Annotated in this window: 27 protein-coding genes, 1 pseudogene and 1 riboswitch; of the genes and pseudogenes, 19 read left to right on the top strand and 9 right to left on the bottom strand. The window is 40.2% G+C overall.

Annotation, left to right across the window (positions count from 1 at the left end):
* The first annotated feature begins 117 nt into the window (after positions 1-117).
* From NYE23_RS16390 to NYE23_RS16360, 7 genes are all read left to right on the top strand, one after another.
* On the top strand, positions 118-261 hold the full coding sequence (locus NYE23_RS16390) for a hypothetical protein (RefSeq protein WP_341079317.1): 144 nt from the start codon (positions 118-120) through the stop codon (positions 259-261).
* 102 nt (positions 262-363) lie between these two features.
* Positions 364-537 carry a hypothetical protein gene (locus tag NYE23_RS16385; RefSeq protein WP_341079316.1) on the top strand — a complete coding sequence of 58 codons (174 nt, stop codon included), beginning with the start codon at positions 364-366 and terminating at the stop codon, positions 535-537.
* 159 nt (positions 538-696) lie between these two features.
* Positions 697-2,208, top strand: a complete 1,512-nt coding sequence (cls, locus tag NYE23_RS16380; RefSeq protein ID WP_341079315.1) for a cardiolipin synthase — start codon at positions 697-699, stop codon at positions 2,206-2,208.
* A gap of 684 nt (positions 2,209-2,892) precedes the next feature.
* Positions 2,893-4,284, top strand: a complete 1,392-nt coding sequence (locus NYE23_RS16375; RefSeq protein WP_341079314.1) for a TldD/PmbA family protein — start codon at positions 2,893-2,895, stop codon at positions 4,282-4,284.
* A 1-nt stretch (position 4,285) separates the two neighbouring features.
* A complete protein-coding gene (locus NYE23_RS16370) occupies positions 4,286-5,644 on the top strand; it encodes a TldD/PmbA family protein (RefSeq protein ID WP_341079312.1) in 1,359 nt (452 codons plus the stop codon).
* Positions 5,645-5,787: 143 nt separating this feature from the next.
* Entirely contained in the window at positions 5,788-6,324 is a 537-nt protein-coding gene (locus NYE23_RS16365) for a GNAT family N-acetyltransferase (protein ID WP_341079311.1), read from the top strand.
* Positions 6,325-6,399: 75 nt separating this feature from the next.
* On the top strand, positions 6,400-6,681 hold the full coding sequence (locus NYE23_RS16360; protein WP_341079309.1) for a hypothetical protein: 282 nt from the start codon (positions 6,400-6,402) through the stop codon (positions 6,679-6,681).
* Between the two features lie 39 nt (positions 6,682-6,720).
* Here NYE23_RS16360 and NYE23_RS16355 read toward each other — a convergent pair whose 3' ends face one another.
* The 5 genes from NYE23_RS16355 to NYE23_RS16335 form a co-directional block, all read right to left on the bottom strand.
* Entirely contained in the window at positions 6,721-7,062 is a 342-nt protein-coding gene (locus NYE23_RS16355) for a DUF3243 domain-containing protein (RefSeq protein WP_341079308.1), read from the bottom strand.
* 66 nt (positions 7,063-7,128) lie between these two features.
* Positions 7,129-7,857 carry a twin-arginine translocase subunit TatC gene (gene tatC / locus NYE23_RS16350; RefSeq protein WP_341079306.1) on the bottom strand — a complete coding sequence of 243 codons (729 nt, stop codon included), beginning with the start codon at positions 7,855-7,857 and terminating at the stop codon, positions 7,129-7,131.
* A 14-nt stretch (positions 7,858-7,871) separates the two neighbouring features.
* Positions 7,872-8,090 carry a twin-arginine translocase TatA/TatE family subunit gene (tatA, locus tag NYE23_RS16345; protein ID WP_061792259.1) on the bottom strand — a complete coding sequence of 73 codons (219 nt, stop codon included), beginning with the start codon at positions 8,088-8,090 and terminating at the stop codon, positions 7,872-7,874.
* Between the two features lie 523 nt (positions 8,091-8,613).
* Positions 8,614-10,323, bottom strand: a complete 1,710-nt coding sequence (locus NYE23_RS16340; RefSeq protein ID WP_341079303.1) for a GMC family oxidoreductase — start codon at positions 10,321-10,323, stop codon at positions 8,614-8,616.
* Positions 10,324-10,349: 26 nt separating this feature from the next.
* Positions 10,350-11,114 carry a gluconate 2-dehydrogenase subunit 3 family protein gene (locus NYE23_RS16335; RefSeq protein WP_048010514.1) on the bottom strand — a complete coding sequence of 255 codons (765 nt, stop codon included), beginning with the start codon at positions 11,112-11,114 and terminating at the stop codon, positions 10,350-10,352.
* 460 nt (positions 11,115-11,574) lie between these two features.
* Between NYE23_RS16335 and NYE23_RS16330 the strand changes: the two genes are divergently transcribed.
* A complete protein-coding gene (locus tag NYE23_RS16330; protein WP_341079300.1) occupies positions 11,575-12,300 on the top strand; it encodes a 5-formyltetrahydrofolate cyclo-ligase in 726 nt (241 codons plus the stop codon).
* A gap of 11 nt (positions 12,301-12,311) precedes the next feature.
* Here the strand turns inward: NYE23_RS16330 and NYE23_RS16325 are convergent.
* Positions 12,312-12,749: pseudogene (locus NYE23_RS16325) on the bottom strand (AhpC/TSA family protein); the annotation flags it as partial.
* A 294-nt stretch (positions 12,750-13,043) separates the two neighbouring features.
* On the opposite strand from NYE23_RS16325, the gene NYE23_RS16320 reads away from it, so the two are divergent.
* The 4 genes from NYE23_RS16320 (at position 13,044) to NYE23_RS16305 (ending at position 16,445) form a co-directional block, all read left to right on the top strand.
* Positions 13,044-13,607: an RNA polymerase sigma factor gene (locus NYE23_RS16320; RefSeq protein ID WP_341079298.1), complete on the top strand. Its 564-nt coding sequence runs from the start codon at positions 13,044-13,046 to the stop codon at positions 13,605-13,607.
* Positions 13,600-14,322 (top strand): anti-sigma factor, encoded by a 723-nt coding sequence (locus tag NYE23_RS16315; RefSeq protein WP_341079297.1) that lies wholly within the window; start codon positions 13,600-13,602, stop codon positions 14,320-14,322. The genes NYE23_RS16320 and NYE23_RS16315 overlap by 8 nt, the downstream gene beginning before the upstream one ends.
* Positions 14,323-14,444: 122 nt before the next feature.
* The gene (locus tag NYE23_RS16310; protein WP_341079295.1) at positions 14,445-15,788 is read left to right on the top strand and encodes a copper amine oxidase; all 1,344 of its coding nucleotides are present in this window, start codon (positions 14,445-14,447) and stop codon (positions 15,786-15,788) included.
* 30 nt (positions 15,789-15,818) lie between these two features.
* Positions 15,819-16,445, top strand: coding sequence for a class F sortase (locus NYE23_RS16305; RefSeq protein WP_341079294.1), 627 nt, complete (start codon positions 15,819-15,821; stop codon positions 16,443-16,445).
* Positions 16,446-16,484: 39 nt separating this feature from the next.
* Here the strand turns inward: NYE23_RS16305 and NYE23_RS16300 are convergent, their stop codons facing one another.
* Both NYE23_RS16300 and mscL read right to left on the bottom strand, forming a co-directional pair.
* Complete coding sequence (locus NYE23_RS16300) at positions 16,485-17,126, bottom strand: Bax inhibitor-1/YccA family protein (RefSeq protein ID WP_035326345.1); 642 nt, start codon at positions 17,124-17,126, stop codon at positions 16,485-16,487.
* Positions 17,127-17,195: 69 nt separating this feature from the next.
* Positions 17,196-17,567, bottom strand: coding sequence for a large conductance mechanosensitive channel protein MscL (mscL, locus tag NYE23_RS16295; RefSeq protein ID WP_341079289.1), 372 nt, complete (start codon positions 17,565-17,567; stop codon positions 17,196-17,198).
* Positions 17,568-17,708: 141 nt separating this feature from the next.
* Positions 17,709-17,754, top strand: a riboswitch (PreQ1 riboswitch).
* A 110-nt stretch (positions 17,755-17,864) separates the two neighbouring features.
* Between mscL and queF the strand changes: the two genes are divergently transcribed.
* The 4 genes from queF (at position 17,865) to NYE23_RS16275 (ending at position 20,726) form a co-directional block, all read left to right on the top strand.
* Entirely contained in the window at positions 17,865-18,362 is a 498-nt protein-coding gene (gene queF, locus NYE23_RS16290) for a preQ(1) synthase (protein WP_035326349.1), read from the top strand.
* 460 nt (positions 18,363-18,822) lie between these two features.
* Entirely contained in the window at positions 18,823-19,296 is a 474-nt protein-coding gene (locus NYE23_RS16285) for a helix-turn-helix domain-containing protein (RefSeq protein WP_341079287.1), read from the top strand.
* Positions 19,297-19,443: 147 nt separating this feature from the next.
* On the top strand, positions 19,444-19,857 hold the full coding sequence (locus NYE23_RS16280) for a hypothetical protein (RefSeq protein ID WP_341079285.1): 414 nt from the start codon (positions 19,444-19,446) through the stop codon (positions 19,855-19,857).
* Between the two features lie 143 nt (positions 19,858-20,000).
* Positions 20,001-20,726 (top strand): phage antirepressor KilAC domain-containing protein, encoded by a 726-nt coding sequence (locus tag NYE23_RS16275; protein WP_341079284.1) that lies wholly within the window; start codon positions 20,001-20,003, stop codon positions 20,724-20,726.
* A gap of 188 nt (positions 20,727-20,914) precedes the next feature.
* Here NYE23_RS16275 and NYE23_RS16270 read toward each other — a convergent pair whose 3' ends face one another.
* Positions 20,915-21,067, bottom strand: a complete 153-nt coding sequence (locus NYE23_RS16270) for a hypothetical protein (protein ID WP_341079282.1) — start codon at positions 21,065-21,067, stop codon at positions 20,915-20,917.
* A 329-nt stretch (positions 21,068-21,396) separates the two neighbouring features.
* Between NYE23_RS16270 and NYE23_RS16265 the strand changes: the two genes are divergently transcribed.
* The 3 genes from NYE23_RS16265 to NYE23_RS16255 all read left to right on the top strand — a co-directional run bounded on the left by NYE23_RS16265 (position 21,397) and on the right by NYE23_RS16255 (position 25,594).
* Complete coding sequence (locus tag NYE23_RS16265) at positions 21,397-21,534, top strand: hypothetical protein (RefSeq protein ID WP_341079280.1); 138 nt, start codon at positions 21,397-21,399, stop codon at positions 21,532-21,534.
* 91 nt (positions 21,535-21,625) lie between these two features.
* On the top strand, positions 21,626-22,669 hold the full coding sequence (locus tag NYE23_RS16260; protein WP_341079279.1) for a hypothetical protein: 1,044 nt from the start codon (positions 21,626-21,628) through the stop codon (positions 22,667-22,669).
* Between the two features lie 309 nt (positions 22,670-22,978).
* Positions 22,979-25,594 carry a hypothetical protein gene (locus NYE23_RS16255; RefSeq protein ID WP_341079278.1) on the top strand — a complete coding sequence of 872 codons (2,616 nt, stop codon included), beginning with the start codon at positions 22,979-22,981 and terminating at the stop codon, positions 25,592-25,594.
* The last annotated feature ends 145 nt before the right edge of the window (positions 25,595-25,739 follow it).

Raw genomic sequence — 25,739 nt, 5'->3', positions numbered from 1 at the left:
CTCCTTTATTTTTTCCTAACCCTTAGATTCTCTTTACTGTGACAAAATCCTTTAACAAAAATTGTTTTTCTTTGCTTTGATAAGGGAACAGGATAAAAAAGTACAGGAGGGATCAGTATGACACAGGATAACAAAAAGGACTTAAAAGAGATTGTAAAAGGGCAGGATTCCCGGCAGCAGCAAGAACAGTCATTAAAAGATCAGGAGCGTAAGCCGGATCAGCAGAACCGTTTGAAGGACCAGGAGAATATGAGGAAGTAATTTTGAGAGGGAGCTATGAAGAATAGCTCTCTCTTTTTAAAGGCCGAATTGTAAGCAATGGTTCTCGCATTTTGAATATACATATAAAAAGGGGGAAGCAGAATGGGAGTGCTGTTTGGTTTAATTATTGCAACTCTGGTTTTCGCCTATTGCATTGACCGCAGAAGGAAGAAGATAAACAATACAGTGCAAAAAGGGATCAGCCCAAGTGAAAAACCGGGGGAGAGCTCGAATTATACGATGGGTGATAATCATTATACCGGAGGGGGACAATAACCATGGAGTTTTGCGGCATCAGCAAGGCTCTTCTTTTTTTTCGGATCATGCTTTCTTATCCTGAAAATGGGAAAAGCTAATGTTGCCTGGTTTCTATAGGGCATCAAAAAGGGTATAAGGAAAACATACATATTGTAACCTTTTTAGGAGAAGTGGCCTATGAAAAAAAGAAGAGTGGAATCTTTATTTGTATTTATCCTGATTGCATCTGTTTATACGATATTATTCACGGATGCCGGTCAGCCAATCAAAATCGGTGCTGCCCTTCTTTATGCAGCTGTTATAGTTATCAGTGCTATTTCCTTGATGCTTGAGAATCGCAGCCCTAATCAGACCTTGCTGTGGATGTATGTGCTGGTGTTTTTTCCGGTTGCCGGTTATCTGTTTTATTTGTTTTCCGGACAGCTATATTTGAAAGGCTACCTGTTTAAAAGCAAAAGAAGCCGGGACAGGGATGAATGGAAAAAGCTGATGAAAAGGGAAGACACGCCTGATACATCATTCCTGCAGGACAGCCAGCACTGCTTTGCAAAATTCGCCAATAATGTGGCATTGACCCCGCTGAGCACGAATTCACGGGCCAAGATCCTCAAAAATGGCGAGGAGACATTCAATGAAATCAAGAAAAAGCTGCTTGAAGCAGAAGAGTTTATCCATATGGAATATTATATTTTCCGGTCTGACAGGCTTGGCAAAGAAATCATCAATATCCTGATCGACAAAGCGGGGCAGGGTGTGGAAGTGCTGTTTATTTTTGATGCGGCAGGCAGCATGGGGATTACATTAGAGGATCTGCAGTCCATGGAAGATGCGGGCATTAAAGTGCGGCCATTTTCTCCGCTGAAGTACGGTTTTTTCAATCAGAAATTCAACTTCAGAAACCATCGCAAGATTGTTGTTATAGACGGGAAAGTCGGCTTTGTGGGCGGACTGAATGTGGGAGTTGAATACCTGGGTGAAAATGAAAAAATCGGCTTCTGGCGGGATACTCATATGCTCCTCAAGGGGGAGGCTGTGTATACTTTGCATACGGTTTTTCTCTTGGACTGGGAATATGTCAGCAAGGAAGATGTGCTGGAGGAATACCGGGATGTAAAGTATCCAATTGATGATGATGTTCTTGATGGCGCTGTGCAGGTAGTGGCCAGCGGTCCTGACACACAGCAGGGAATTATGAGTGATCTGTATTATTCAATGATTTCCTGTGCGACACGATCCATTTGGATTGCCACACCCTATTTTGTCCCAGATGAATCGATTCGTACGGCATTGAGGGTGGCAGCGGCTAAAGGAGTAGAGGTGCGTATTTTGGTACCGGAGATCAACGACAGCTTCCTGACGCAATACGCAAGCCGGTCTTACTTTGCGGAGCTTCTGCGATATGGCGTCGAAATTTATTCCTATAAAAAAGGCTTTCTGCATCAGAAGATCATTATCGTGGACGGAATCCTTGCTTCAATAGGAACTGCGAACATGGATATGCGCAGCTTCCACTTGAACTTTGAAGTAAATGTCTTTTTGTACGGTACAAGCTCCATCCGCGACCTTGTCGCCCATTATGAAGAGGATCTGGAGGAAAGTGTGAAAATAAGTCCCGTCCAATATTATAAACGTGGATTGGCTGAAAGATCGAAGGAATCCTTTGCCCGGCTGTTTTCCGGGGTGTTGTAAAAAAGTGCCATTGGTAATAGATAAGGGGACTTGCAATTAGATAAGGTGAATTTGCAAATAGACCAGCCGAAATTACAAATAGATGATCAAGTCTGCAAATAGACCAGCCGAACTTGCAAATAGAAAGGTAAAATGCAAATAGAGCTCTCGAACCTGCAAATAGATGAGCGAACCTGCAAATAGACCAACCGAAATTGCAAATAGATGATCAAGCCTGCAAATAGACCAGCCGAACTTGCAAATAGAAAGGTAAAATGCAAATAGAGTCCCCGAACCTGCAAATAGATGAGCGAACTTGCAAATAGACCAGCCAAACTTGCAAATAGATGAGCAAGCCTGCAAATAGACCAGCAAAACTTGCAAATAGATAGGTGAAATGCAAATAGAGTCCCCTTACCTGCAAACAGATGAGCAAACTTGCAAATAGCAGGCCCAACCTGCAAATTGATAGGTAAACTGCAAATAGACAAGCCCAACCTTCAAAAAGAACAACTGAAAATACAAATAAATGAGCAAATTTACAAATTGACCCAAATCACATACAAGCAAATCCCCCATTTAAGTCTCCGGACCGAGGCATAATCATCCTCCTTATTGGTCAAAAAAGGATAAAACCATACTAAAATAAAGATCAGTACGGTATGATTAGAATAGTTTGAAAAGTTAGATAGAAGGAGGGTCACTATGCTTTCACAATCAGTCATTCATGATGTTATTACGGCAGCCCTGGCCACTGGCGGGGATTTTGCCGAAGTATTTGTTGAGGATCGTTTCACCAATAACCTTGCGCTTCAGGGCGGGAAAATCGAGAGCAGCTTATCAGGCAGGGATTACGGGATCGGCATTCGCGTGTTTAAGGGGCTGCAGAGTGTTTATGCTTACACAACAGATGGATCAAAGGAAGGTTTGCTGAAAGCTGCGGGCAATGCTGCCCAGGCGATCAGTGGAGAAAAAATCATTCAGCCCGCACAGCTGCAAAAAGATATTATTCCGGCAGCACATCCTATATCTCTGAATCCGCGTGAAGTGGAGAAGATTCGCAAAGTAGATGTCATGAAAAAGGCATACGAAATTGCGAAAAACTATCACAGCAGCATCCATCAGGTTACGGTCAGGTATTTGGATGAAGAACAGAATGTGCTGATTGCCAATTCGGAAGGTAAATTTGTTGAGGACCGCCGGGTGCGCAGCCGTCTTGCCATTCAGTCGATTGCGGCAGAAGGAAATCAAATGCAGCCCGGATTCTATGGACCTGGAGCCCATAAAGGCTTTGAGTTCATGGAAAATCTGAACCTTGAGCATTACGCCAATGAAGCATCCCGCATTGCCGTTACGATGCTTGGGGCAGACCCTTGTCCAAGCGGGAAGTTCCCTGTGATCATCGATAATGAATTCGGCGGTGTTATTTTCCACGAAGCATGCGGACATGGCCTTGAAGCTACATCTGTAGCGAAGGAAAACTCTGTTTTTGCAAACCGGATCGGTGAAAAAGTGGCCTCAGATGTCGTTACATACATTGATGACGGCACGATTGCCAATGAGTGGGGATCGATTACGATTGATGATGAAGGCGAAAAGGCGCGTAAAAATGTGCTGATTGAAAATGGGATTTTAAAAGGTTACTTGATTGATAAATTCGGGGGCCGCAGAATGGGCATGGAGTCGACAGGGTCGGGAAGACGGCAGTCCTACCGCTTTGCACCGACTTCCAGGATGACCAATACGTATATTGCGAACGGCAAATCCACTCCGGAAGAAATCGTTTCAAATACTGAGTACGGAATATATACCAAATATATGGGCGGCGGCCAGGTCAATACCACAACGGGCGATTACAACTTCGCAGTCATGGAGGCGTATCTCGTAAAAGACGGAAAAATCGGCAAGCCGTTAAAAGGTGCTACCTTAATAGGAAATGGCCCGAAAACGCTCCAGCTGGTTGACATGGTGGGGAATAATTTGGACCATGGTGCTGGCATGTGCGGGTCACAAAGCGGAAGCATCCCTGTCAATGTTGGCCAGCCGATGATCCGCGTAAGCGAAATGACTGTTGGCGGAACAAAGGGGGGCGAATAATATGAACCTGCAGGAATTTAAGGAAAAGCTATTTCAGCTTGGCGGACAGCATGGTTTTACAGATATGGAGCTCTATTATGAGAGAGAGGAAAAGTTCGCCTGCGAGCTTTTCAAAGGCGAAATCGATTCCTACGACACTTCCGAAGTGTTCGGAACATCCTTCCGAGGCCTTTGCGAAGGCAGGATGGGCTATGCTTTTACGGAGAAGCTGGATGAGGAGTCCCTGTCTTTTCTGATCGAGAATGCGAAGGAAAACTCTCAATTTATTGAGGATGAAGTACAGGAAGAAGTCTTTGCCGGCAGCGAAAAGTATGAGTCTGGAAGCTACTATTCAACCAGTCTTGCGGAAGTTACGATTGCTGAAAAAATAAATTTGCTTAAGGAAATAGAAAAGCACATTTATGCCTATGATGAGCGGGTAACCGGGACCGATTATTTCATGCTGCGCAGCGGTGAAACGGAAAGGGTTCTTCTCAACAGCAAAGGCCTGAACCTCAGCGAAAAGAACAATCATGCCGGCATTTATGTATCAGTCATCGTAAAGCAGGGCGAGCAGGTGAAAAATGGGGAATACTCCAAGTTTACGAGAGACTTTTCCATCTTAAATCCGGAGGAAATTGCCAGGCATGCAGTAGAAGAAGCGTTATCAAAGCTTAATGCCAGGAGTGCTGAAAGCAAAAACTACCCTGTGCTCTTAAGGCATGATGCTGCCAGCGCCCTGCTGCAGACATACATCCCAATCTTCTCAGCGGAAAACACCCAAAAAGGGCAATCGGCTCTAAAGGGGAAAACGGGTGAAAGCATTGCTGTGGCGTCATTAAATATTGTAGATGACCCATTTTTAGAAGAAGGTCTGCTCAGTTCTAATTTTGACAGCGAAGGGGTTGCCACTGCCAGAAAAGATATTGTGAAAGACGGCAGGCTTATTACCTTGATGCATAATCGCAAAACAGCACAAAAAGATGGTGTGGAATCGACAGGCAATGCCTATAAAGCTTCATATAAGGGTGCTTTGACTGTAGCTCCAACGAATCTTTACGTCAATCCATCCAATCAGAGCTATGATGAGCTGGTATCTTCGCTCTCAGAGGGCATCGTCATAACCGAATTATCCGGCCTCCATTCCGGTGCCAATACCGTCTCAGGGGACTTTTCCATTGCGGCTAACGGCTATTATGTCAAAGATGGAAAAGTGCAAAATGCCGTAAACCAAATGACGATTGCCGGAAACTTCTATGAGCTGTTAAATAAAATTGAAGCCATCGGTTCAGACCTGGAATTTTCGTTGGGATTTATGGCCACAGGCTACATTGGCTCCCCATCTCTATTAATCAGGGAGCTGGCTGTGACGGTTGAATAAATAAAAGGGATGGCACACCACTTCACAGGTGGTGTGCTTTCTTCATTATGTGGGAAGCAGGATAAAAAACAGCAGGAAAATTAAAGAATTTTCTTTTCGGAAAATAGAAATTTTGCTGATAAACAAAAAAAGGAGGCAAAAAGATGAAAACTCTCGAAACCAGCCGCCTAATTCTGCGCAGCCTTACCCTTGATGATGCAGCCAAGGTAGAAGAATACGCAAGCGATTATGATGTGGCAAAAACGACATTAAATATTCCCCATCCCTATCCTGAAGGGGGAGCAAGGGAGTTTATTACAAACATCCTGGAAGCAGAGAGAAACGGTAAGATTGTGATTTTCGCCATTACGAGAAAAGAGGATAACAGCTTAATAGGACTCATTAATATTACAGGCATTAATGCAAATAAAAGGGCGGAAATCGGCTATTGGATCGGCAAGCCTTTCTGGGGCAAAGGATATGGTACAGAGGCTGCCAGGGCAGTTATTAAGTACGGATTTGAAGAACTGAACCATAACCGCATTTATGCTCTTGCTTTTACGGACAATCCTGGATCATGGAGGATTATGGAGAAATCGGGCATGAAGCATGAAGGAGTTTTGCGGAAGCATGCTATAAGAGATGGAAGGCCGGTGGATTTGACCTACTATGCCATACTGCGTGAGGAATACACTGGTTAAGGAAGAGCCGCTGTTTGAATCGCAATCCACAATATGTTTCAATAGAAGCAAATCCTTTTTATCATGGAGGTTCATGTGCGGATCATTGCTTCCCATCCTTTTATTACAGTCAGCAGGAAGATCGACTGGAATCAGCAGCAATACATTGAACAGGAACTTTATCTTCATTTATTTGAGGATCACATCCTGTCGCCATCAGAAAAGTTTCTCATTGATGAAGTTTGGGATATGTCATATAGAAATTCCAGTTGCGAATTTGGTTTCCTTTATCTTCATACCAATAGGGGAGTGTTTTCTTTTCAAGTAAAGTCAGAGCCGAGTCACTTTATAAACCTGTATAGAGATCTTAAAAAATAAAAGCCGGAATTGTCACGAACAACAATTCCGGCTGCGTTATTATGCCTGCTCTGTCAGGCGAACAAGCATATGTGCGAGCTTATGTCTTTCTTCATCATTCCCGACCTTCCATAATTCCTTCAGCAGCTGTTCTTCACGGTTCTTTGGCTCCACATTTTCAGCCAGGTAGCCAGCCACTTTTTCCGCTGTTACGGCAAGCTGTTCCTCATTTAATCCCAGCTTTTTGCCAAGCTCAATTCGTTCCGCCAGATAGCTCTTAAATTCATCGAAGCTGCTTAAGATATCTTCTGCTCTTTCATTCGACATCTTGTCCATTGCGTTCTTTATATTTTTTGTATCCAGTTCGCCATCTTGTTTGATCACATGTTCTTGTTCATTCATTTTAATAGACCTCCCAAAGGATTGTTTTCTTATTAAATATCCTTTCAGAAGGTGAATTAAACTCTTTTAGATTTCACTGGAGGGTGTTTCTTGAACAGCTTTCAGTTTCCTGAACTTTACTTTTGATAAAATAACGCCAATTTCATATAGTCCGATAAGAGGCACAAGGACAAGAATCTGTGAAAATAAATCTGGCGGTGTAATTAGAGCTGATACAACGGCCATGATCAAATAAGCGTATTTTCGCATCGAACTGAGCATAACTGGGGTGACAACACCAATCGTTGTCAGAAACAATAACAGCAAGGGCACCTCAAACAAAAAACCAAAAGGAATGGTCGACATCAGGAGAAAAGAAAAATACTCCCTTGCCGTGATCATCATCGCAAAATGTGATTCACCCAATAGCATTAAAAACTGATAAATAGCAGGGAATATAATAAAAAATCCGAAGCCAAGCCCGCCGATAAAGCTGAAAAGAATGGCCGGAAAAAACATTAAGGAAACTCTGCTTTCCTTTTCCGTTAATGCAGGCTTCACAAAAAGCCAAATCTGATAGGAGATAAAAGGAAGCGAAAGCCCGAGGCTGATGCTTCCTGCTATTCCTGTGTACAGCTTAATGACATCCAGCGGTCCAAGCATGACGAGCTCATGATCGTTTGCCAGCATAGGGATCAGCCGGTTGATGAAAAACAGACATAGGGCAAAGCTGACAATAAAGAAAATCAGAGATCGAATCAGCACTTTTCTCAGGTCTGTTAAATGCTCTACAAGGGTTTGTTCGTCCGTTTTCATTCTAAACCCTCCTGTTAAAGCGGTTTATCCTTCCGGTCAGCCGTTTCAATTGAACGTGTTTTTGAATCAGGTTCATCGTCATCGCTCATAATTTCTCTGGCTGATTTTTTGAATTCTGATAAGGTTCTGCCAAATGCAGAACCGATTTCCGGAAGCTTTTTTGGCCCAAAGATAATTAAGGTAATAACCAGGATGATAATCAATCCGGGTATTCCGATATTTGAAAGCCCCATGGAGTTCACTCCTTCTTGAAAAATTTCTTAAAAGGTAAGTTAGTATTAGCTTGAACTTCGAGAACTGTCCAGCTCCAGCGCCTGCCCCCTCGAGGTCACAAGCTTGTCTTGTTTCGGCTCCCAGGGACGAAAGACTAGCCAATCCCTTCCAGAAGGATAGAACACCTTCTTGCAGGGCTCGTCTTATGCTTGTCGTCCCTAAGCAGTCGCCTCCACATTTCGGTTTGTCTAGTTTCGGCTCCCAGGGACTCGGGGTCATAAGCCGTTTCCTTTCAGAAGAAAAGACACCTTCTTACAGGAACCGTCTTATGCCTGAGGCCCACAGGACAAGGAAGGCTTCGTCAGCATAAACATCGCACGACCAAAAGCGACAGCTTTTGGGAGGATGCGGGTCATGCAGACGTTGCCACAGGAGAAGGAAAGCTACGGCAGCGATACATCGCACGACCGAAAGCGGTAGCTTTTGGGAGGACGTGGCGTTCTTAGTCTGCATTCCTTCATGAGCAAGGCGCTTCCGCTTTTCTTATGCAAGCAGGCCGCCTTCTTTGCTGTATTTGATGATTCCTTCAGCAGCACGGTAGGCGAGTGCCCCAACGGTTCCTGTCGGATTATATCCTCCATTGTGAGGGAATGCGGAGGCACCAACGACAAAGACATTCTCTGCATCCCACATCTGCAGATAGTTATTTACGGCTGATGTTTCAGGCTCAGCCCCCATGATGACACCACCTGTATTGTGTGTCGTCTGATAAGGGACGATATCATAATGCTCAAGCTGCTGCCGGTCGTTAATTTTTGACGGCCCCATTTCCTTCATGATGTTGTCTGTGATTTTTCCAATATAGTTATAAAGATTCTTATCCTGTTCAGTGAAATCATATGTCAGACGAAGCAGGGGAAGTCCGTAAGCATCTTTATAAGAAGGATCGAGATCCATGTAATTGTGCTGCACAGGCATGGATGCTCCCTGTGTGCCAATGCTTAATGCTCTTGTGAAATACTTAATGGAATTCTCCTTGAACTTGCTGCCCCATTTCGGTGTATCAGTCGGAACCATATTATATTGAATAGGACGGTATCCTGACTGGTTGATAGATATGGAGCCGCCATGGATAAAGCCAAGATCCGAGTGGTCAAAATTGTCTCCATTGTAATCATCCACCGTTGCACCGAGGGCACCGGCACCCATGAATGTGTTAAATTGCTCTTCATCAAAAAAGCCCGCTGACCCGGGAAGGATCTGATAGCAATAGTTCTTCCCGATCACCCCTGATCCTGTATCAGGATTGTATGGGCGCCCCAGTTTGGATGTCAGTAAGAGGCGGGTGTTATTCATGACATAGCTGGTCAGAATAACCATTTCAGCCGGCTGAATGAATTCTTCTTTTGTCTGGACATCCACATAGCGCACACCGGTTGCTTTTTTGCCGTCGTGAATTATTTCAGTTACATTCGCAAAGTTGCGGATATCCACATTACCCGTTTCTTTGGCAAACGGAATAACGGCTACAGTCGGATCAGCTTTTGCTCCATATTCACAGCCGAATCGTTCGCAAAACGCACAATACTGGCATGGAGCCATCTTGGCGCCATATTGGTTTTCATAAGCCTCGCTCATATTGCCCGATGGCATTTGGTAAGGTTTCATCCCCAATGATTTCGCGGCCTTTTTAAATCTCGCTGTTATAGGGGTTTCCTTCATTGGAGGATTTGGGAAAGGATCTGCCCTCTTTGGCCCAAGCTCACCTTCTTCTCCGCCAATTCCTGCCGCCTTTTCAAATTCGAAGAAATAAGGCTCCAATTCATCGTATGTAATGCCCCAATCCTGAACTTGAAGACCTTTGATCTTGGCTTCGCCATATTTTTTAACTGTCTGTGATTTTATTTCAAAATCATAAGGCAGAAAGCGGAAGGTATGCCCATTCCAGTGAACACCGGACCCGCCTAAGCCTTCGCCCAGCAAAAAGGACCCAAGCTGGCGCATCGGAAGGGCTCGTTCCTTCCCCTGATTGCGGAACGTGATCGTTTCTTTAGAAAGATCCTGCATTAATTCATAGCGGATTCCATAGCGCAGTTCATCATGGACAACATAGTAGTCCTTGACGCCTCGCTCTTTTCCGCGCTCCAGGCCAACAACTTTTAATCCCTGTTTCCCAAGTTCAGCTGCTATGATTCCGCCGGCCCATCCGACTCCTACAATGACTGCATCAGTTTTTGGCAATGTTTTCGCCATATTTACCACTTCCTTAAAAGATAGTACTATTTCGTATATGAATGGAGACTGTTCGGTTTAATTTTCACGAATTTTTCAGACTCAATTTGATTGATGTAGCTCATTTGATGGCCAGGAAAGTCTTTCATTTTCCAGCCTTCCATATTTTTGTTTCCGGCATAGGCAGGATCTGCATATACACCTTCAATGGTGGCGGCCCGGAGAATATTAAAGAACGTCCTTGAAGTAACACCCCTGAGCTTCACTTTATCCTCTTCAAAGGCTGTAAGAATTTCATCCTGCTGTTCGCCCTCCAGTTCAGCAAATGGCTTCTTGAACTTTTCATTGCTGTAGGTCTGCAGGGCAGCAAGTCCGACATCAAATACTTCATGCCGTTTTAAAGGGGACTGGTAGCCCTGAAAGTTCGACCCTGGAAAGAACGGACCCTGCATATATTCCCTTGTATTGTTGCCCCATGAGCCCGCAAGCTGGTGGTCGATAAAAAATGGAACATCCAAATCATTGGCGCCAGGGCCATTTTCATCCTTTGGATAAATTCTCTCAACAGCTGCCTGCAGGATTCCAAATGTCTCGGGGTTTGTGAAATATAAAGGCGACTGCTGATAGGCAACCTGATCATGCCCGTTTGTATGGGCATTCTCTTCCGTTGCTGTACCGTCTTTATTCATGTTTGCACCAATTAAGCCGCCAAGAATGCCGCCTCCTACTAAACCGCCGGCAACTAACCCGGAATTGCGGATGAATCTCCTTCGGGACATGGTTGATTCTTGTTTTTGTTCATGTTCAGACATTTATATGGAAACCTCCTTTTATTTGCCATTATGGAGAAAAATATACTTGTCTAAACAGTTTGATAGAATTATTTTTTTGATTGAGAAAAATAAGAGAAGAAATAAGGGGGTTTTTATGGCATTAAAAAAGGTGCAAACCGATTGGTCTGCACCTTTTTTAAGTCCGAATGACGGACAACCTGGAGATTACGATTTGCATAGGGCCGAACCGATTTTAAATATAACGGTTATAGACGAGAGTGCCTTTCGAACGCTCTGCAAACCCTCCCTGGTTTCTTGCAATGCCAATGACGAACCTTGAAGTCGCTGTTACGCTTTTCATCGTCAACCAGTCCCTTCCGTTTTGTTATTGGCCTTGCATTATTTGTTTACCCCGTGTCCTTGTGTTAAAACCTGTTTATTTAAAAAATTGGAGTTTTTTTCTTTAATAGATAAAATGAAAGAAAGGAAGTGAAACACGATGAAAACGAAGAAAGAAATCCGTGAGTACATATGGAATTTTCTTGAGGAGAACAAGCTTGGCCGCTTTCCATTTCCTTTAACGAATAGAATTCCCAATTTCAAAGGAGCTGAAAAAGCGGCTGCATTTGTTTTTACTTTGCCTGAGTATAAAGAGGCTAAGGTAATTAAGGTAAATCCTGATTCTCCGCAGCTGCCGGTCCGCACCCAAATTCTGAAAGATGGAAAGACATTGCTGGTTCCAACTCCACGGCTGAAAGCAGGCTTTATTATGGTAAAGCCGGAATGGGTACCTGCGGGGGAGGAGCGAAAAGCAGCGAGCCTTAAGCACATTCACTCATACGGAAAAGAAGTTCCCCTCACACAATTGCCGAGGATTGATTTGTTTTTTGCCGGATCAGTGGGGCTTCACCGGGATGGCCGGCGGGTCGGAAAAGGGGAGGGCTATGCTGACCGGGAGTATGCGATAATCAGGGAACTGGGGAATCCTGAAATCCCTGTGATTGGAACGGTTAACAGTGCCCAGGTGACAGAGGCAGATATCCCGAGGGATCCTTATGATCTGACTGTCGACTGGATTGCCACTGAAAAGGAACTGATCAAAACCAATACGCCCTATCCAAAACCAACCGGGATTCAATGGGATCTTGTAACGGATAAGGAAATGGAAGAGATGCCGGTTTTGCGTGAAATATGGGAGATCACAAAAGGAAAGGCAGCCAAGTAATTGACTGCCTTTTAAGCTTTAACTTCGTCCATTTTCTTTAAAACATCATCAATCTTTGCGTGATTTTCAGGGGATTCATCAATATGCTTCCATAAAAGTTTTCCCTGAGGCGAGAAAAGCCATGTCCCGCCCTGAATGTATACATCCTGAGTTTTCATGGATTTCATGACAAACTCCTTTTGTTTTTCATCCTTAGGGATAAAGCCGCCGACTTTTCCTGTAATAAATCCAAGTGCTGCTTTTGAAAGAAGCTTCCATTTTGGCATGGTTTTATGTCCCATTCCTCTATAAGCTTCCCGGGAAGGGTCGCCGAGGATCGGAAAAGGGAACGGACCGAATTGCTCAAGGAATTGACTGATAAAGGTTCCTTTCGAAGGAGCAATGACAATGACTTGAAATCCTTTTGCTTCTACTTCATTTATGCGCTCGCGCAACTGCGCAAGATATTCCCGGCAGACCGGTCAGCCAAGATGGCGGACGAAAACAGCCATTGTGTACTGGCTGCTGATGGCCTGTTCAAGCGTAATATTATTATCAGGAATTTGTGTTTCTAAAATATAATTCATAATTATCCCGCCTTTCGGATTTACTTCTGATCATACCCAATCTTTTTAAAGGAATAAAGAAATAAGAATTGATGTGATCCAATCGGCCAGAAAAATAGTTTTCTTAATAAAGAATGTTGTTTGGCAGCGGGCTGTTTAGTATGATGAAATCACTTATCATACAAAAAGGAGTAAATTATGTCCGAAATTAAGGATGCAGAACTGTATAGAGGTATTTTGCAAAAAGACAGCCAAGCTCTTGAAAAGCTGTACGACCGCTACGAAAAGCTGCTGTATTCATTTATCTATAAAATGACCCAGGATCCGCAACTTTCAGAAGAGATTATACAGGAAGTGTTCATGAAATTATGGAGAAAGCACTCCAGTTATTCGGAGGATAAAGGCAAATTCTCCTCCTGGCTTCTGACATTGACAAGAAACACGGCTTTGGATGTTATGAGAAAACAAAAACCGCATGAATCATTGGAGTTTAAGGAAAATGACAGCATATCTATTGACTCAAAAAACCCTGAGAATATTGCGGAATGGAAAGAACAGGGGAATTTGGTTAAGAGAGCTGTTGCAAAGTTAAAGGGTGACCAGCAAAAAATGATTGATCTGTTCTATTATAAAGGATTAACACATCAGAAAATTTCAGAGCAGACCGAGTTGCCTCTCGGTACAGTAAAAGGAAGGCTGCGGCTGGCTTTGAAGCATTTAAGGACCCATTTGGAAAAGGAAGGAGGGGAGAGCAATGACTGAGAATTACTGTGATGGATTAATCGATTATTTCAATGGCCATATGAATGAAGAAGAGAAAAGAAAGTTTGAAGAACATCTGGATAATTGTCCGGAATGTAAAGAAGAACTGAAAGAATGGGAGTCGCTGATTGATGTCCTTCCTTATAGATCGGAACCTGCCCTCCCTCCAGCCGGCATGAAAGATCGGGTGATGGCCAATATTTTGGAAGAAGGGGCTCATCAAAGCCAAGCTGAAATTAACAAAAAGAAAAGGCCGGGAATATTAGTGCCAGCTATGGCAGCAGCCCTGTTTTTGTCACTTGCAGGAAATCTTTATTTACTGAACAATCAAGATCAGGCAGTTTTGCCAAAGAAGCAGGAGACAATTGATAGGGTGTTAAGCTATGTCCCGCTCGAGCCTGTAGAAGGCGAAGCCCAGGGAACCGCATCCATTGTGAAAAATGGCAATCAGCTTAGCATTGTAATTCAGGCTTCACAGCTGCAGGATCTGCAAAACGAAGAAGTTTATCAGGTTTGGCTGATTGAAAATGAGCAGCCTGAGAGGGCGGGGACCTTTGTTTCCACCGGAAATGGAGAAGGGGCGGTTGTTTTTCAGCTGAATGCCGAAGAAAATATTAATTGGGATACAGTAGCAATTACACTTGAGCCGGATGAAACCAGCCAAACACCTAAAGGTTCAATGGTGCTAGCCTCACAATTAGCCCCGAATAATTAATCATTCTTAAGCCGCCTTTTTGTTCCAGGAAAGGCGGCTTAAAATTTTTTCAGAAAAAAAGTGATCCAAATAAAAATACTCTCCGTTAGCTTTATGTAAAAACAAAAAAAGGAGAGATGAAAATGAAATTCCGCAAATCCTATCTGGCAATTCCGCTTAGTTTAACTCTATTGGCTTCTGCAGGAGGTGCAGTCTCGGCACATAATCTTGAGCCTTCGAACCCTTCCGTAGAGACACCGTCATCAGACTTGCGCTCCTCATTAGGCCATTTGCTTAGTGAACATGCCTACCTTGCAGCAGAGGCGATGCGAAAGGGGGCTGAGGGTGCGAAGGATTTTGACGCAGCTGCAAATGCATTGAATGATAATACAACAGATTTAACGGCAGCAATTGAATCGGTCTATGGCACAGATGCTGGACAGCAGTTTAATGAAATGTGGACAAACCATATTGGATTCTTTGTAGATTATGTGAAAGCGTCTGGAAGTAATGACCAGGCTGCCAAAGATGAAGCTTTAAGCAAGCTCGATAATTACAGAAGTGACTTTTCGAAGTTTCTGGAAACGGCCACTGGTGAAAGGCTGGAATCATCTTCCCTTGCTGATGGACTGCAAATGCATGTGAATCAGCTTGTCGGTGCGTTCGACAGCTATGTTAAGGGTGACTATGAGAAAGCCTACCAATATGAACGAGAATCCATACATCATATGCACATGGTAGCGAAAGGCCTGTCCAGTGCCATCAGCGACCAGTTTCCGGAAAAGTTTCATGAAACAATGGCTGTTACCCCTGCGGCTGATCTAAGAGCACATCTTGATCATCTGCTGACAGAACATGCCAGTTTAGCAGTAACGGCTATGCAAAATGGCATTGATGGATCAGAAGATTTCGAAGCTTCTGCGGGGGCACTTGCTGCCAATACGAAAGATCTTGCAGCTGCAATATCGTCTGTTTATGGGGATGAAGCCGGCAAGCAGTTTGAGAATATGTGGTCAGAGCATATCGGATTTTTTGTAGAATATGTGAAGGCAACAGAAGCAGGTGATGAAGCAAAGAAGGAGGAGGCATTAAAGAATCTGGACAGTTACCGCGGTGAATTTTCAAAATTCCTGGAAACTGCGACGGACGGAAGATTGAAATCTGGTGCACTGGCAGATGGCTTACAAATGCATGTAAATCAGCTTGTAGGATCATTTGACAGTTATGCAGCAGGTGACTACGAAAAGGCATATGAACAAGCAAGGGAAGCTTACGCACATATGCTGAATCCTGCTAAAGGCCTTTCCGGCTCCATTGTTGACCAGTTTCCTGAAAAGTTTGCCATTAACATGCCGGCTGAAATGCCGAAAACAGGCATGGGAGGTACGGCTGAAAGGGAGATGCCATTTGAAATGCTCCTTGCAGGATTATTTGCTGCAGCAGGTATAACGGCAATGGCAGTAAGAAGAAAAGTGGAAAAAAATTAAGAAGGCTGTAAAGCTTGGAGTGATTGCAGGATGAAACAGCCATTAATAGCTGCTTTACTTGGGGCGGCCTTACTATTAACGGGCTGTGCCGAAAAAGGCAAGCCGGAAGGAACAGACGTTACTGCACAAGCTGTTGAGGAGGCTGCTGCAATTCAGCCTTCTCAACAAGCTAAAACACAAGAAAGTATAGATATTATCAAGGACGAAAGAACAGGAGTGATCCCTGCTGTAATTGAAATTCCTTCAATAGGGGTTAAAGCCCCAGTTGAGGAAGTGGGTCTTCTCGGTGATGGGGAGATGGATGTGCCTGCTGGTTTTGATACAACTGGATGGTATGGTGCTGGCTTTATGCCGGGAGAACCTGGGAATGCGGTAATAGCCGGTCATGTTGACAGCAAAAAAGGTCCCGCAGTCTTCTTCGATTTAAAAAAACTGAAGCCTGGTGATGAGGTGATCGTGAAAGGAAATACTAAGGAGCAAAAGGTATTCGAAGTGGTTGATGTCCAGGCATATCCCAGATTAAATGCACCCTTAAAAAAGATTTTTGGCTATACCAGCCGAAGTGCTCTAAATTTAATTACCTGTACAGGCGTTTATGATCCTGAAAGCACCCAGCATTCAAAGAGGCTTGTAGTTTATACTCAATTAAAGCAATAATAAAAGCAGGAGATTAAGCTCCTGCTTTTATTTCTTCTATTAGTCCCGGCTCCCCAATATTCCAAAAATGCGAAGGATATTAATGAACAGGTTGATGAAATCAAGATATAGGTTAAGAGCCATCAAAGGCACTTCTTCCGGTGACACTCCATACTGCTTCATGCGGTTGAAGTCGAATAGCACATATCCGCTGAACACGAGCACTCCGATGAAGGAGAACGCGAGCATAGCATTAGAGCTTAATGGCCAGATGAGGCTGAAAATTCCAATCGCAATAAGAGCGAGCAATGCCGCCATCAGCATGCCGCCAAGGAAAGATAAGTCCCGTTTCGTTGTCGAAGCATATACGGCTAAGCCTGTGAACACAACCGTTGTCGTCGCAAGTGCTGTTAAAACAGGGTTGGGTCCAATAGCAGCCAGGTAGTGGGCAACAATCGGGTAGGTCGTCATCCCTGAAATAAATGTAAATACATAAAGGAATGTATACCCAATAGCTTTTTTACGGCGGAGCAGGAAAGCGAAAAGCAGCATTCCGAGTTCAAGAAGCATCAGCGGCAAAAACAGGGCTGGAGGGATGAAAACACCCGCCATCGTTCCGGTAAATGCAATCCCCAATGATAAGGCAAACGCCCGTAAAACAGAGGGTAAATAACTGTTATTTGCGGTATGCTGTACATACATTTCTTCATTTCTCCTCTAAATTCATTTGTATATGTATATACGACTGAGCTATTATTTAAGTTTCATAAATTATTTATTTTTTAATAGGTCTCTTATTTCAGTTAAAAGCTCAACGTTTTTATCCACAGCTGGTTCAGGTGCTGCTTCTTCTTTCTTTTTAAAACGATTGTTGATAATCCTGATAAAGACGAAAATGGAGAATGCCACGATGAAGAAATCCACCACATTCTGTATGAATAAACCGTATTTCACTTGTGCTCCGCCGACCTTAACCATCAGTTCGGTAAAGTCAACTCCGCCCATCAGCAATCCGACCAGCGGCATTATGATATCATCTACAAGGGAAGATACAATCTTTCCGAAGGCAGCTCCGATTACAACCCCAACCGCCAAATCCAGGACATTTCCCTTTAGGGCGAATTTTTTAAACTCATTCCACATAACAAGTCACCTTTCTTTGAAAATTACCGTTATTATACTATGAAGAATGTATGAAAACCAGATAAGGATGCACCTATTGACAGAAACAGGCTTTTTCTCTATAGTAACTATGACAATTATATTTCTATTATTCCCGTGTGAGCGGGAGAGGTTCATAGCTTCACCCTCTATAAAAAACTATGGCTTTGATTATAATAATCAACCATATCCACGAGAGGATATGGTTTTATTTTTCAAGCTGTACTTTTCGGACCTCTCTTTAGGATCAGCGGGATCATATAAAGGGAGGCTATTTTTATGTCAGGAAGAAAAGATGAGGAATTAACGGATATTACATTGTTGGGAAATCAGGGTACTAAATATCTTTTTGAATATGCTCCTGAGATTCTGGAGGCTTTTGATAATAAGCATCCAAACCGCGATTATTTTGTAAAGTTTAATTGTCCTGAGTTTACGAGCCTTTGCCCAAAAACAGGCCAGCCGGATTTTGCGACCATCTATATCAGCTATATTCCGGATCAAAAGATGGTAGAGAGCAAGTCATTGAAGCTATATCTTTTCAGCTTCAGAAATCATGGCGATTTCCATGAGGACTGCATGAATATCATTATGAATGATCTTATCGAATTAATGGATCCCCGCTATATTGAGGTTTGGGGCAAATTTACACCACGTGGCGGAATCTCCATCGATCCGTATTGCAACTACGGAAAGCCGGGGACGAAATATGAAAAAATGGCCGATTACCGCTTGATGAACCATGATCTATATCCGGAGACAATTGACAATCGCTAAGACCATTAATAATAAGAACCTTACCATTTTTTGCGACCTTTTTATGGTAAGGTTCTTTTTTTTATGGATTTGGTGACTACATGGTGACTAAAAGTGACACTTGGTGACTACGTGACTTTAATATTTGGTTTGGTGACTAAAATTAAGCGCAAAGGCTGTTTAGTAACGTCTTCAATTCATGATATTTCATTCCAATTTTTCAGATTTAAAAAATTGGAGTGGGAAATTCAATTTTTTTGAAAAAAAGTTAAAAAACTATAAAAAACTTGCTGATATTTGTATTTTTTTGGAAGTCAACCTCTTGAAATTGTAGTTTATTGGGAATATAGTCTTATTAATGGTTATCAGTGAAAAAAATTTTTCTGATTAAATCAGAAATAATATTGACAATCTGATTCGGTCAGATTATTATAAAGTTAACATCTGATTCAGTCAGAAAAGAAGAGGTGTAAAATTTATAATGATCGGATTAGAATTTATTTGTAAAGTATTCGATATTCAGTATAAGGAGGTCGCAGAGAAAATAGGAGTCAGTAATCAAACTGTTACCGACTGGATTAAGGGAAAAACATCAAGAATTCCGGAGAAAAGACTCAATGATCTACAAACTAATATTCCTGAATTCAGCAACATTAATAAAGAATTATTTTCAAAAGAAATTTCGGCTAGTGATAAACAAACAATAACAACTATCTATCTTATCCAAGAGACAATGAGACAAATTGAAGAATCTATGAGTAGGAAATATATCAAGGGTCTTGATGAGGCAAATAAGCTTAATCAACTTTCAAAAGATGGATTAGTAGCTAGTATAAATTTGAAATCATTAATGTTGATATCAGAACACCTAATTGATAATAGGGAATTTATGAATGAATTAGACGAGTTAATTTTTAAATACAAGCCTTCACTGAAGGAGCATTTAAGAAAATAAGGGCGGTCTTAATTGATCGCCTACCCTTGAAGGGAGGGGACGCTTATAAGAAATAGTCTAATTGATACATACATCTAAGACTTAACATAAGTAGCAATAAACGCAGCACAAAATAAACTAATGGTTATTCCAAGGGGGAATTATGAAATGTCAGCAACTATCGAAGCAGTAAAAGGCGGTAAGGTTTTTGGGGAAATCAAGGTGAATACAGTTGCAAATCAGGATGTTTCTAACCTGCATGAAGAAATTGTCTTAAGGATGAAAGAACTTACACTCTCAAATAAGGCAGATGAGTCAATATCTGTTCAGGTTCATGATCTATTCTTAGAACAGAATAATAGCACCCAGCCAAATCAGCTAAGTGCTACCTTTGTTGTAAGTATTCATGTTGAGTCAGATACAGAAAGATCTGCATTGCAAGAAGCGAACCTTCAATTAAATGAATCCGTTGTAAATTTCTTTCAGTTTCAGTTAGAAGACTACTATCAAGAAGTCTACAATTTCAATGTTATAGATTTCGAGATTGATTGGAATGAGTTCCTAAACTCAGACCAAATTTAAGTTTAAATGGCTGAAGTATTGGCAGTATTTCAGCCTAATATGTAAACAATCTATACTTTAATTTTAAAATATTGACGTAATAAATTCAAATGATAAAGAAAGTTGTAATGAAAAAGTAATATAAATAATAAAGGAGATATTGAATGAACAATTTACAAATTATTGAAAGAAGTAATCAAAGAGTATTGACTACTCAGCAGTTAGCTGAAGCTTATGGAACTAACGCAAGACGTATTTCTGAAAACTTTAACAATAACTCATCTAGATACACTGAAGGTAAACACTTTATTTTATTAATAAATGATGATTTAAAGGTATTTAAGTACGAGTACGATAATTCCGTAGTAGCCAAAACAGCCAGTTCTTTATATCTTTGGACTGAAAAAGGAGCTTGGTTACATGCGAAGTCTCTAAATACTAATCAAGCATGGGATGCTTACGAAATGCTTGTTGATGATTATTACACTATAAAGACACAACAACTAGGGATTGTAGATAAATACCTCTCATTGAATGAAGAAGACAGAGCAATAGCATATTTCACTGAGTTGAAAGAAAAAAGGATGATAAAGGAGCAACTATTAATTGCTATGCCAAAAGTGGAGAAGTATGAACAATTCATAAATTCGGATGGATTACTGGACATGAAGAGTCTTGCGAAAATTGTAGGATGGGGAAGGAATACATTATTTGCATTTATGCGTGAGAATAAATTACTGATGAAAGATAATACGCCTTATCAGCAGTATGTCAATCGTGGATATTTTAAACTAAAAGCAAAATCAACACCAATAGGTGTCAAACATGTGACATTAGTAACTCCAAAAGGTGCTGATTACATAGCTGGTTTAATTAATAAAGCTTCATAATCTGACCACTAAAATATATCGGCGGATGAATACTATTGACATGCTTTGTCTGATCCACAGAGCATGTCTCTGATATCAATATTATAAATGTTTACTATGTGAAATGCAATCCAATTTTTCATTTTTATAAAATTGGATTAAAAAAAGAAAAGATAGCATTGCTGCTATCCCTCTCCCCGTAAATGTTGTTAGTTAGCTTTCTTTTTACTTTTTGCTTGTGCCAATGCTGTTGCAGCTAGTGTCTTGGTTGTTTTGCTGGACTTTTTACTTCTTAAAGCTTTTGAAGCAAGAGAAGCTACTTTTGGGCTTGTTGTCTTTTTAGAACTAGACTTACGTGCCATGGTTTAAACCTCCTTCCCCACCAGAAAGTGTGTTCCCATGGATAAGTCTACCAATCTATATATTGTGTGTCAATCAAAAAAACAACTACTATATGTTGAAATTTTCGACAAAACGGAAAATAGGGTATTCAAGTAAAATACTGATTTTATTGGAAATAAAAAATATCCGACCACTCAATAAGACGGTCGGACAGCAAATATATTAATGGGGGTCTAGATTGAAAAAGTATTCTGCATTTTGGCTAAATTTAGTTTAACAAATTTTTGTTAAAGGAATGTATCAGAAAAAATACAAAATGATTAAAACTCAGAGGGGAGGTGGATCATAAATGAATTTTTCACGCAGCGACTTTTTCTATTGCTATAACAAAAACATGTGTCTGATTATCTATCGAAGCATGGGATACCATTCATCCATATTGGAATGGAGCCAAAAAGCCAACGCTTATACAGCCTATATTACATAAATGAGCAATTGCAAGCAGTCTTGAATCAATACAAATTAAGCAAATAACATAATCCAAACAAATTCACATTGAAACAATCGGAGGTTAATAAATGGAAGAAGATTTAAAGACATTACTTCAGTACAGAGAAAAAGAATCAAAGGTTTTTATGCCAAATGAAATATTTGATGATATCAAGAAACCGTTCATCCAAATGGCAGCGAATAAAAAAATTGAGCAATCTAATAATTTTATTAAAGTAGAAACTGTTAAGGGGATTAGGAAAAAGAGAGGACAAAATAAGGATGCAATTTCTAAGCATATTGCATTTGCGTATTCCTATTATTACTTAATCTCATGGTTATACAGAAATGCAAAATATGGAGAAATAAACATAACGATAGAGGACATAAAGAAAGTCTTAACATATACAAGAAAAAGTCAGGAAGTTGACTACATAATAAAGAAAAACGGAATACTTGACGAAATTGGCTACACTGAAACAACTAATGATTATCCGATTGCTTGGGAATTTAAAGATCCAGAACTTGAATTCATTTTTTTTAGCGATATGGATAAAGATATTCAAAAGATGTTGATTAACCAGAAGGGGAGAAACTTCAAAATAAAGATACCTATAAAACATTTGCACAGAGATTCAGAGTCTTATAAAGAAGGAATATTAGATGGCTTATTTTATGAACCACATAACTTTCACGTAGTTCCATTTGAAATTTTCTTATTCTGCATGGGTAAGAAAGAGGTAGGTGTTAGAGGATTTTATCTATACTGCTACTTAAAAAGAATGAATGAATATTACGGTGAAGGATATGATGTCTCAATTGAAAAGTTGTCTAAGGAAATAGCAATACCTATAAGCACTCTGGAGAAAGACATTGAGGCAATTAGATGTTATAGGATGGTAAATTGCATACATAATCAAGAGTATTTTGTGCCTGGTCTTGAAGATGGTGAAAGAAAGGCCAACACATACATAACTAATGAGTACTTTGCGTTTTCAGATATTAAATTACCTATTAAAAAGATACAGAGAATGAATCTTAATGATTACCGAATAATGAAGCAGGCAACTGAAGAAGCTCCTAATGTGCAGCAAATTGATGATATGATGTGGGGATTATCCTCAAATATGTGAAATTAAAAACCATTGATTTTTAGTAAACATATAACACAGGGCAGTTTATTTTTAAGTTTAATTTTATTACATAATTAATATTTAATAAATCTATCTATAAATAATAAAAGTAAAATAACCTAGCTGTTTTCTAACTGTACTAAATATCCATGGTTTTAAAAAAATGCAAATTACGAACGAACAGATCACAAATTGAGTGGTCGATTTTTATTATCTTAATTCCATAAAAAGACGAACAATTATACATAGTTTGATTTAAATATACGTATTTTTTAGAAATAATCTTATACAGAATGGGAGAAATGTTAAATGACAAATTTATCGAAACAAATTTTTGTGTATAGCTTAGGAACATATTGCTTTCATAACGAGGAAGAAAATAAAATACATAAACGTATCACTGGTCTTAAAGGATATAAGAAAAGGTTGACTAAAAGTAAGGATAAGCTTAAGAGTGCTCAATTGAGTAAAAAGGAGCTTAAGGAAAAGAGAAAGGGAATAAATGATGAAATAAGATTAGTTAATGAAGAAATTGAAAAGTTAAAAATGGATTTGCATGCTGCCTTTAATAATCATAAGGGAATCAGAAACTTAAGGTCGGATGAGTTAACCAAGAACAATGTTATATCAATTTTTGATTCGGTGTTAACACGAACTTTAGGATTGGAAGAGGATGAATTAACTGAAGATATTATTGTAATTCAGTCGTTTCATTTTCAAGTCCTTGATGGGTTAATTAAAGATGGATTTGTTAATCATCAGGGTGAACAGTACGTTTACTTTTCCTCCAGCGCAGGACAGATAAGGCAGAAAAAAGGTGTTTGGATCAAGAAGGATTTATGGGAAAAACATAAAGGTTCGCTCACTTGTGGGCTAGGTATAGATGAAATTAATAATAGTGAAAAACAAGGATGTAACATAAATAAATATTTAAGCTATAAAGCATTAATAAATTCAGCCTCGGAAGAATGGTTGGGCTTTGATATCGATCGATGCATTTGTGTTGATGATATGGACTTAGTGGTAAATTCCGAAGTTGATTACATAAATAGAGATACTTATAAAATCCAACGGAATATAAAAATGGATGTACCTGTCACTGTGACTGATGGTGTAGGTATGATATTACCCACCGTTTCAGAAAAGAATTTTATGGTTAGGTTACCTTGGATAAAAGGTCTATTGGCAGTTTATGATTTTAGACAACATGGAACAAAAGTTAAAGATATTGATGGTGTAGAGTGGGATATTGAAAAGGATGATATACAGATTATCTTTACTCGCTCTCAGTTTAAGATGCATTCTTATTTTAAATCCTGGGCTGACTACAAAGAGAGGTTCAATAAGTATAAATGTCAGGCTGCTAAATTGAATGAAGAGGAAGATGAATTGAATAGTGAGGGTAAGATTAATTATCAAATGCTTCAAAGTTTAGTTGATGTAACCGATGCAGAATTAACTGAGATTGCTGCCTCAACAATTAACGATATTAATTCAATTGGAAATGATAAAAAGGTAATGCTGAAAATTCTTGGAGCAACTGAAACGAATGAAAGAAAAAGGAGTTTTCAGAGAGCGTTAATTATGTACCCTGAATTATTAAATGATGATCACTCGAAGCAAACAATAAAAAACAAGAAAAAGAGTTTAGTTCAAGATTCTTGGACAGGTAAACTTAATGTTAATGGTTCATTTACATTTATCATTCCTGATTTGTACAGCTTTAGTGAGTATTTATTCAAAGGTAAGGCAAAGAGTTTGCTAAAAGAAAATGAAGTATTTTGCAGGTTGCATGATTCAGGTAGAGTAGGAATCCTAAGAAGTCCTCATTTAAGCAGGGAATGGGGCTTGAAAGATAATGTAATTGATGAAGAAAAGAAACAGTATTTTAAAACGGATGCTATTTATGTTTCAAATGAAAGCCTCTTAAGTAAGTTGATCCAAAATGATTGGGACGGTGACAAAGTACTTGTATTGTCAGAGAATAAGGATGAAAAATTATTAGAAGTTGCTGAGAGAAATATGAGAAATGATCATGTTGTTCCGTTGTATTATGAAATGGAGAAAGCTCCAGCACAGTTAATTGATGCTGATAATATTTATTTGAGCCTTAAAGCAGCCTTTGACACTAACGGTGCAATTGGAGAGGTTTCCAACCAAGTGACTAAGGTCTGGAACAGTGATAAACCGGATCTTGATGTAATATCTTGGCTCTGTATGGAATCGAATTTTGAAATTGACTACGCCAAGACACTCTTTAGGTTAACAAGGCCTGAACACATAGAGGTATTAATAAAAAAATACATAAATTCAAAGATGCCGCATTTCTTTAAATTCAATAAGAAAAAGAATAAAAATAAGAATGGTACTAAAAAGAAGATGAGGGTTGAAGAGAGTAACGGTAGCACAGTGAATAAGCTTGAAAAGATAATTCCGAACAAAAGAATTACCTTTAAAGAAGTTGCTGGTGGTTCCTTTGATTACAAGCTCTTGATGAAAAGCAAATCAGTTGAATTGGATATGGCTATCATTCAAAGGTATAAAGAGCTTGATCAGAATAAGAAGGAATTATTAAATGCCCATAATGAAGACGTTCAAAATAAAAAAGGTAAGCTGTATGTATATAAATTAATCAGAGATGAACTGTTAGAGGTTAATTCAGATGAGTATTATGTTACTGATGTGTTGATTGAACACCTGTATAACAATAAGAAGAGTAGATTTAAGGACAGCTTATGGGAGAGTTTTGGAGAAATTATTGAAGAAAATTTAGAAATGAATTTGAACGAAGCATTACATTGCACTGGCTGTAACTCGAAGTTTAGAAAAATTAAACAAAGACAAGTGCGTTGTGAAGATTGTCAGATTAAAAGAAACAGAGAGAAGTCTAAATTAGCGATGAGGAAGAAAAGAAACTCAGCTTAACATTATTAACTTCAAAGTGGCTAGAAACCTTATGAACAAAGGATTTCTAGCCACTTTTTATATCTATAGAGATAATCGTCTCTTAGGGAAGAAAGAAAGCTAAAGTACACTAATAGGGTGAGTATATCTTCCTCTTCTTTTTTTA

The sequence above is a fragment of the Cytobacillus sp. FSL H8-0458 genome, from assembly GCF_038002165.1.
In the GTDB taxonomy this organism is placed as follows: Bacteria; Bacillota; Bacilli; order Bacillales; family Cytobacillaceae; genus Cytobacillus.
Note: the sequence above shows the minus strand (reverse complement) of the source record. Positions and strands in the feature narration are given on the sequence as shown.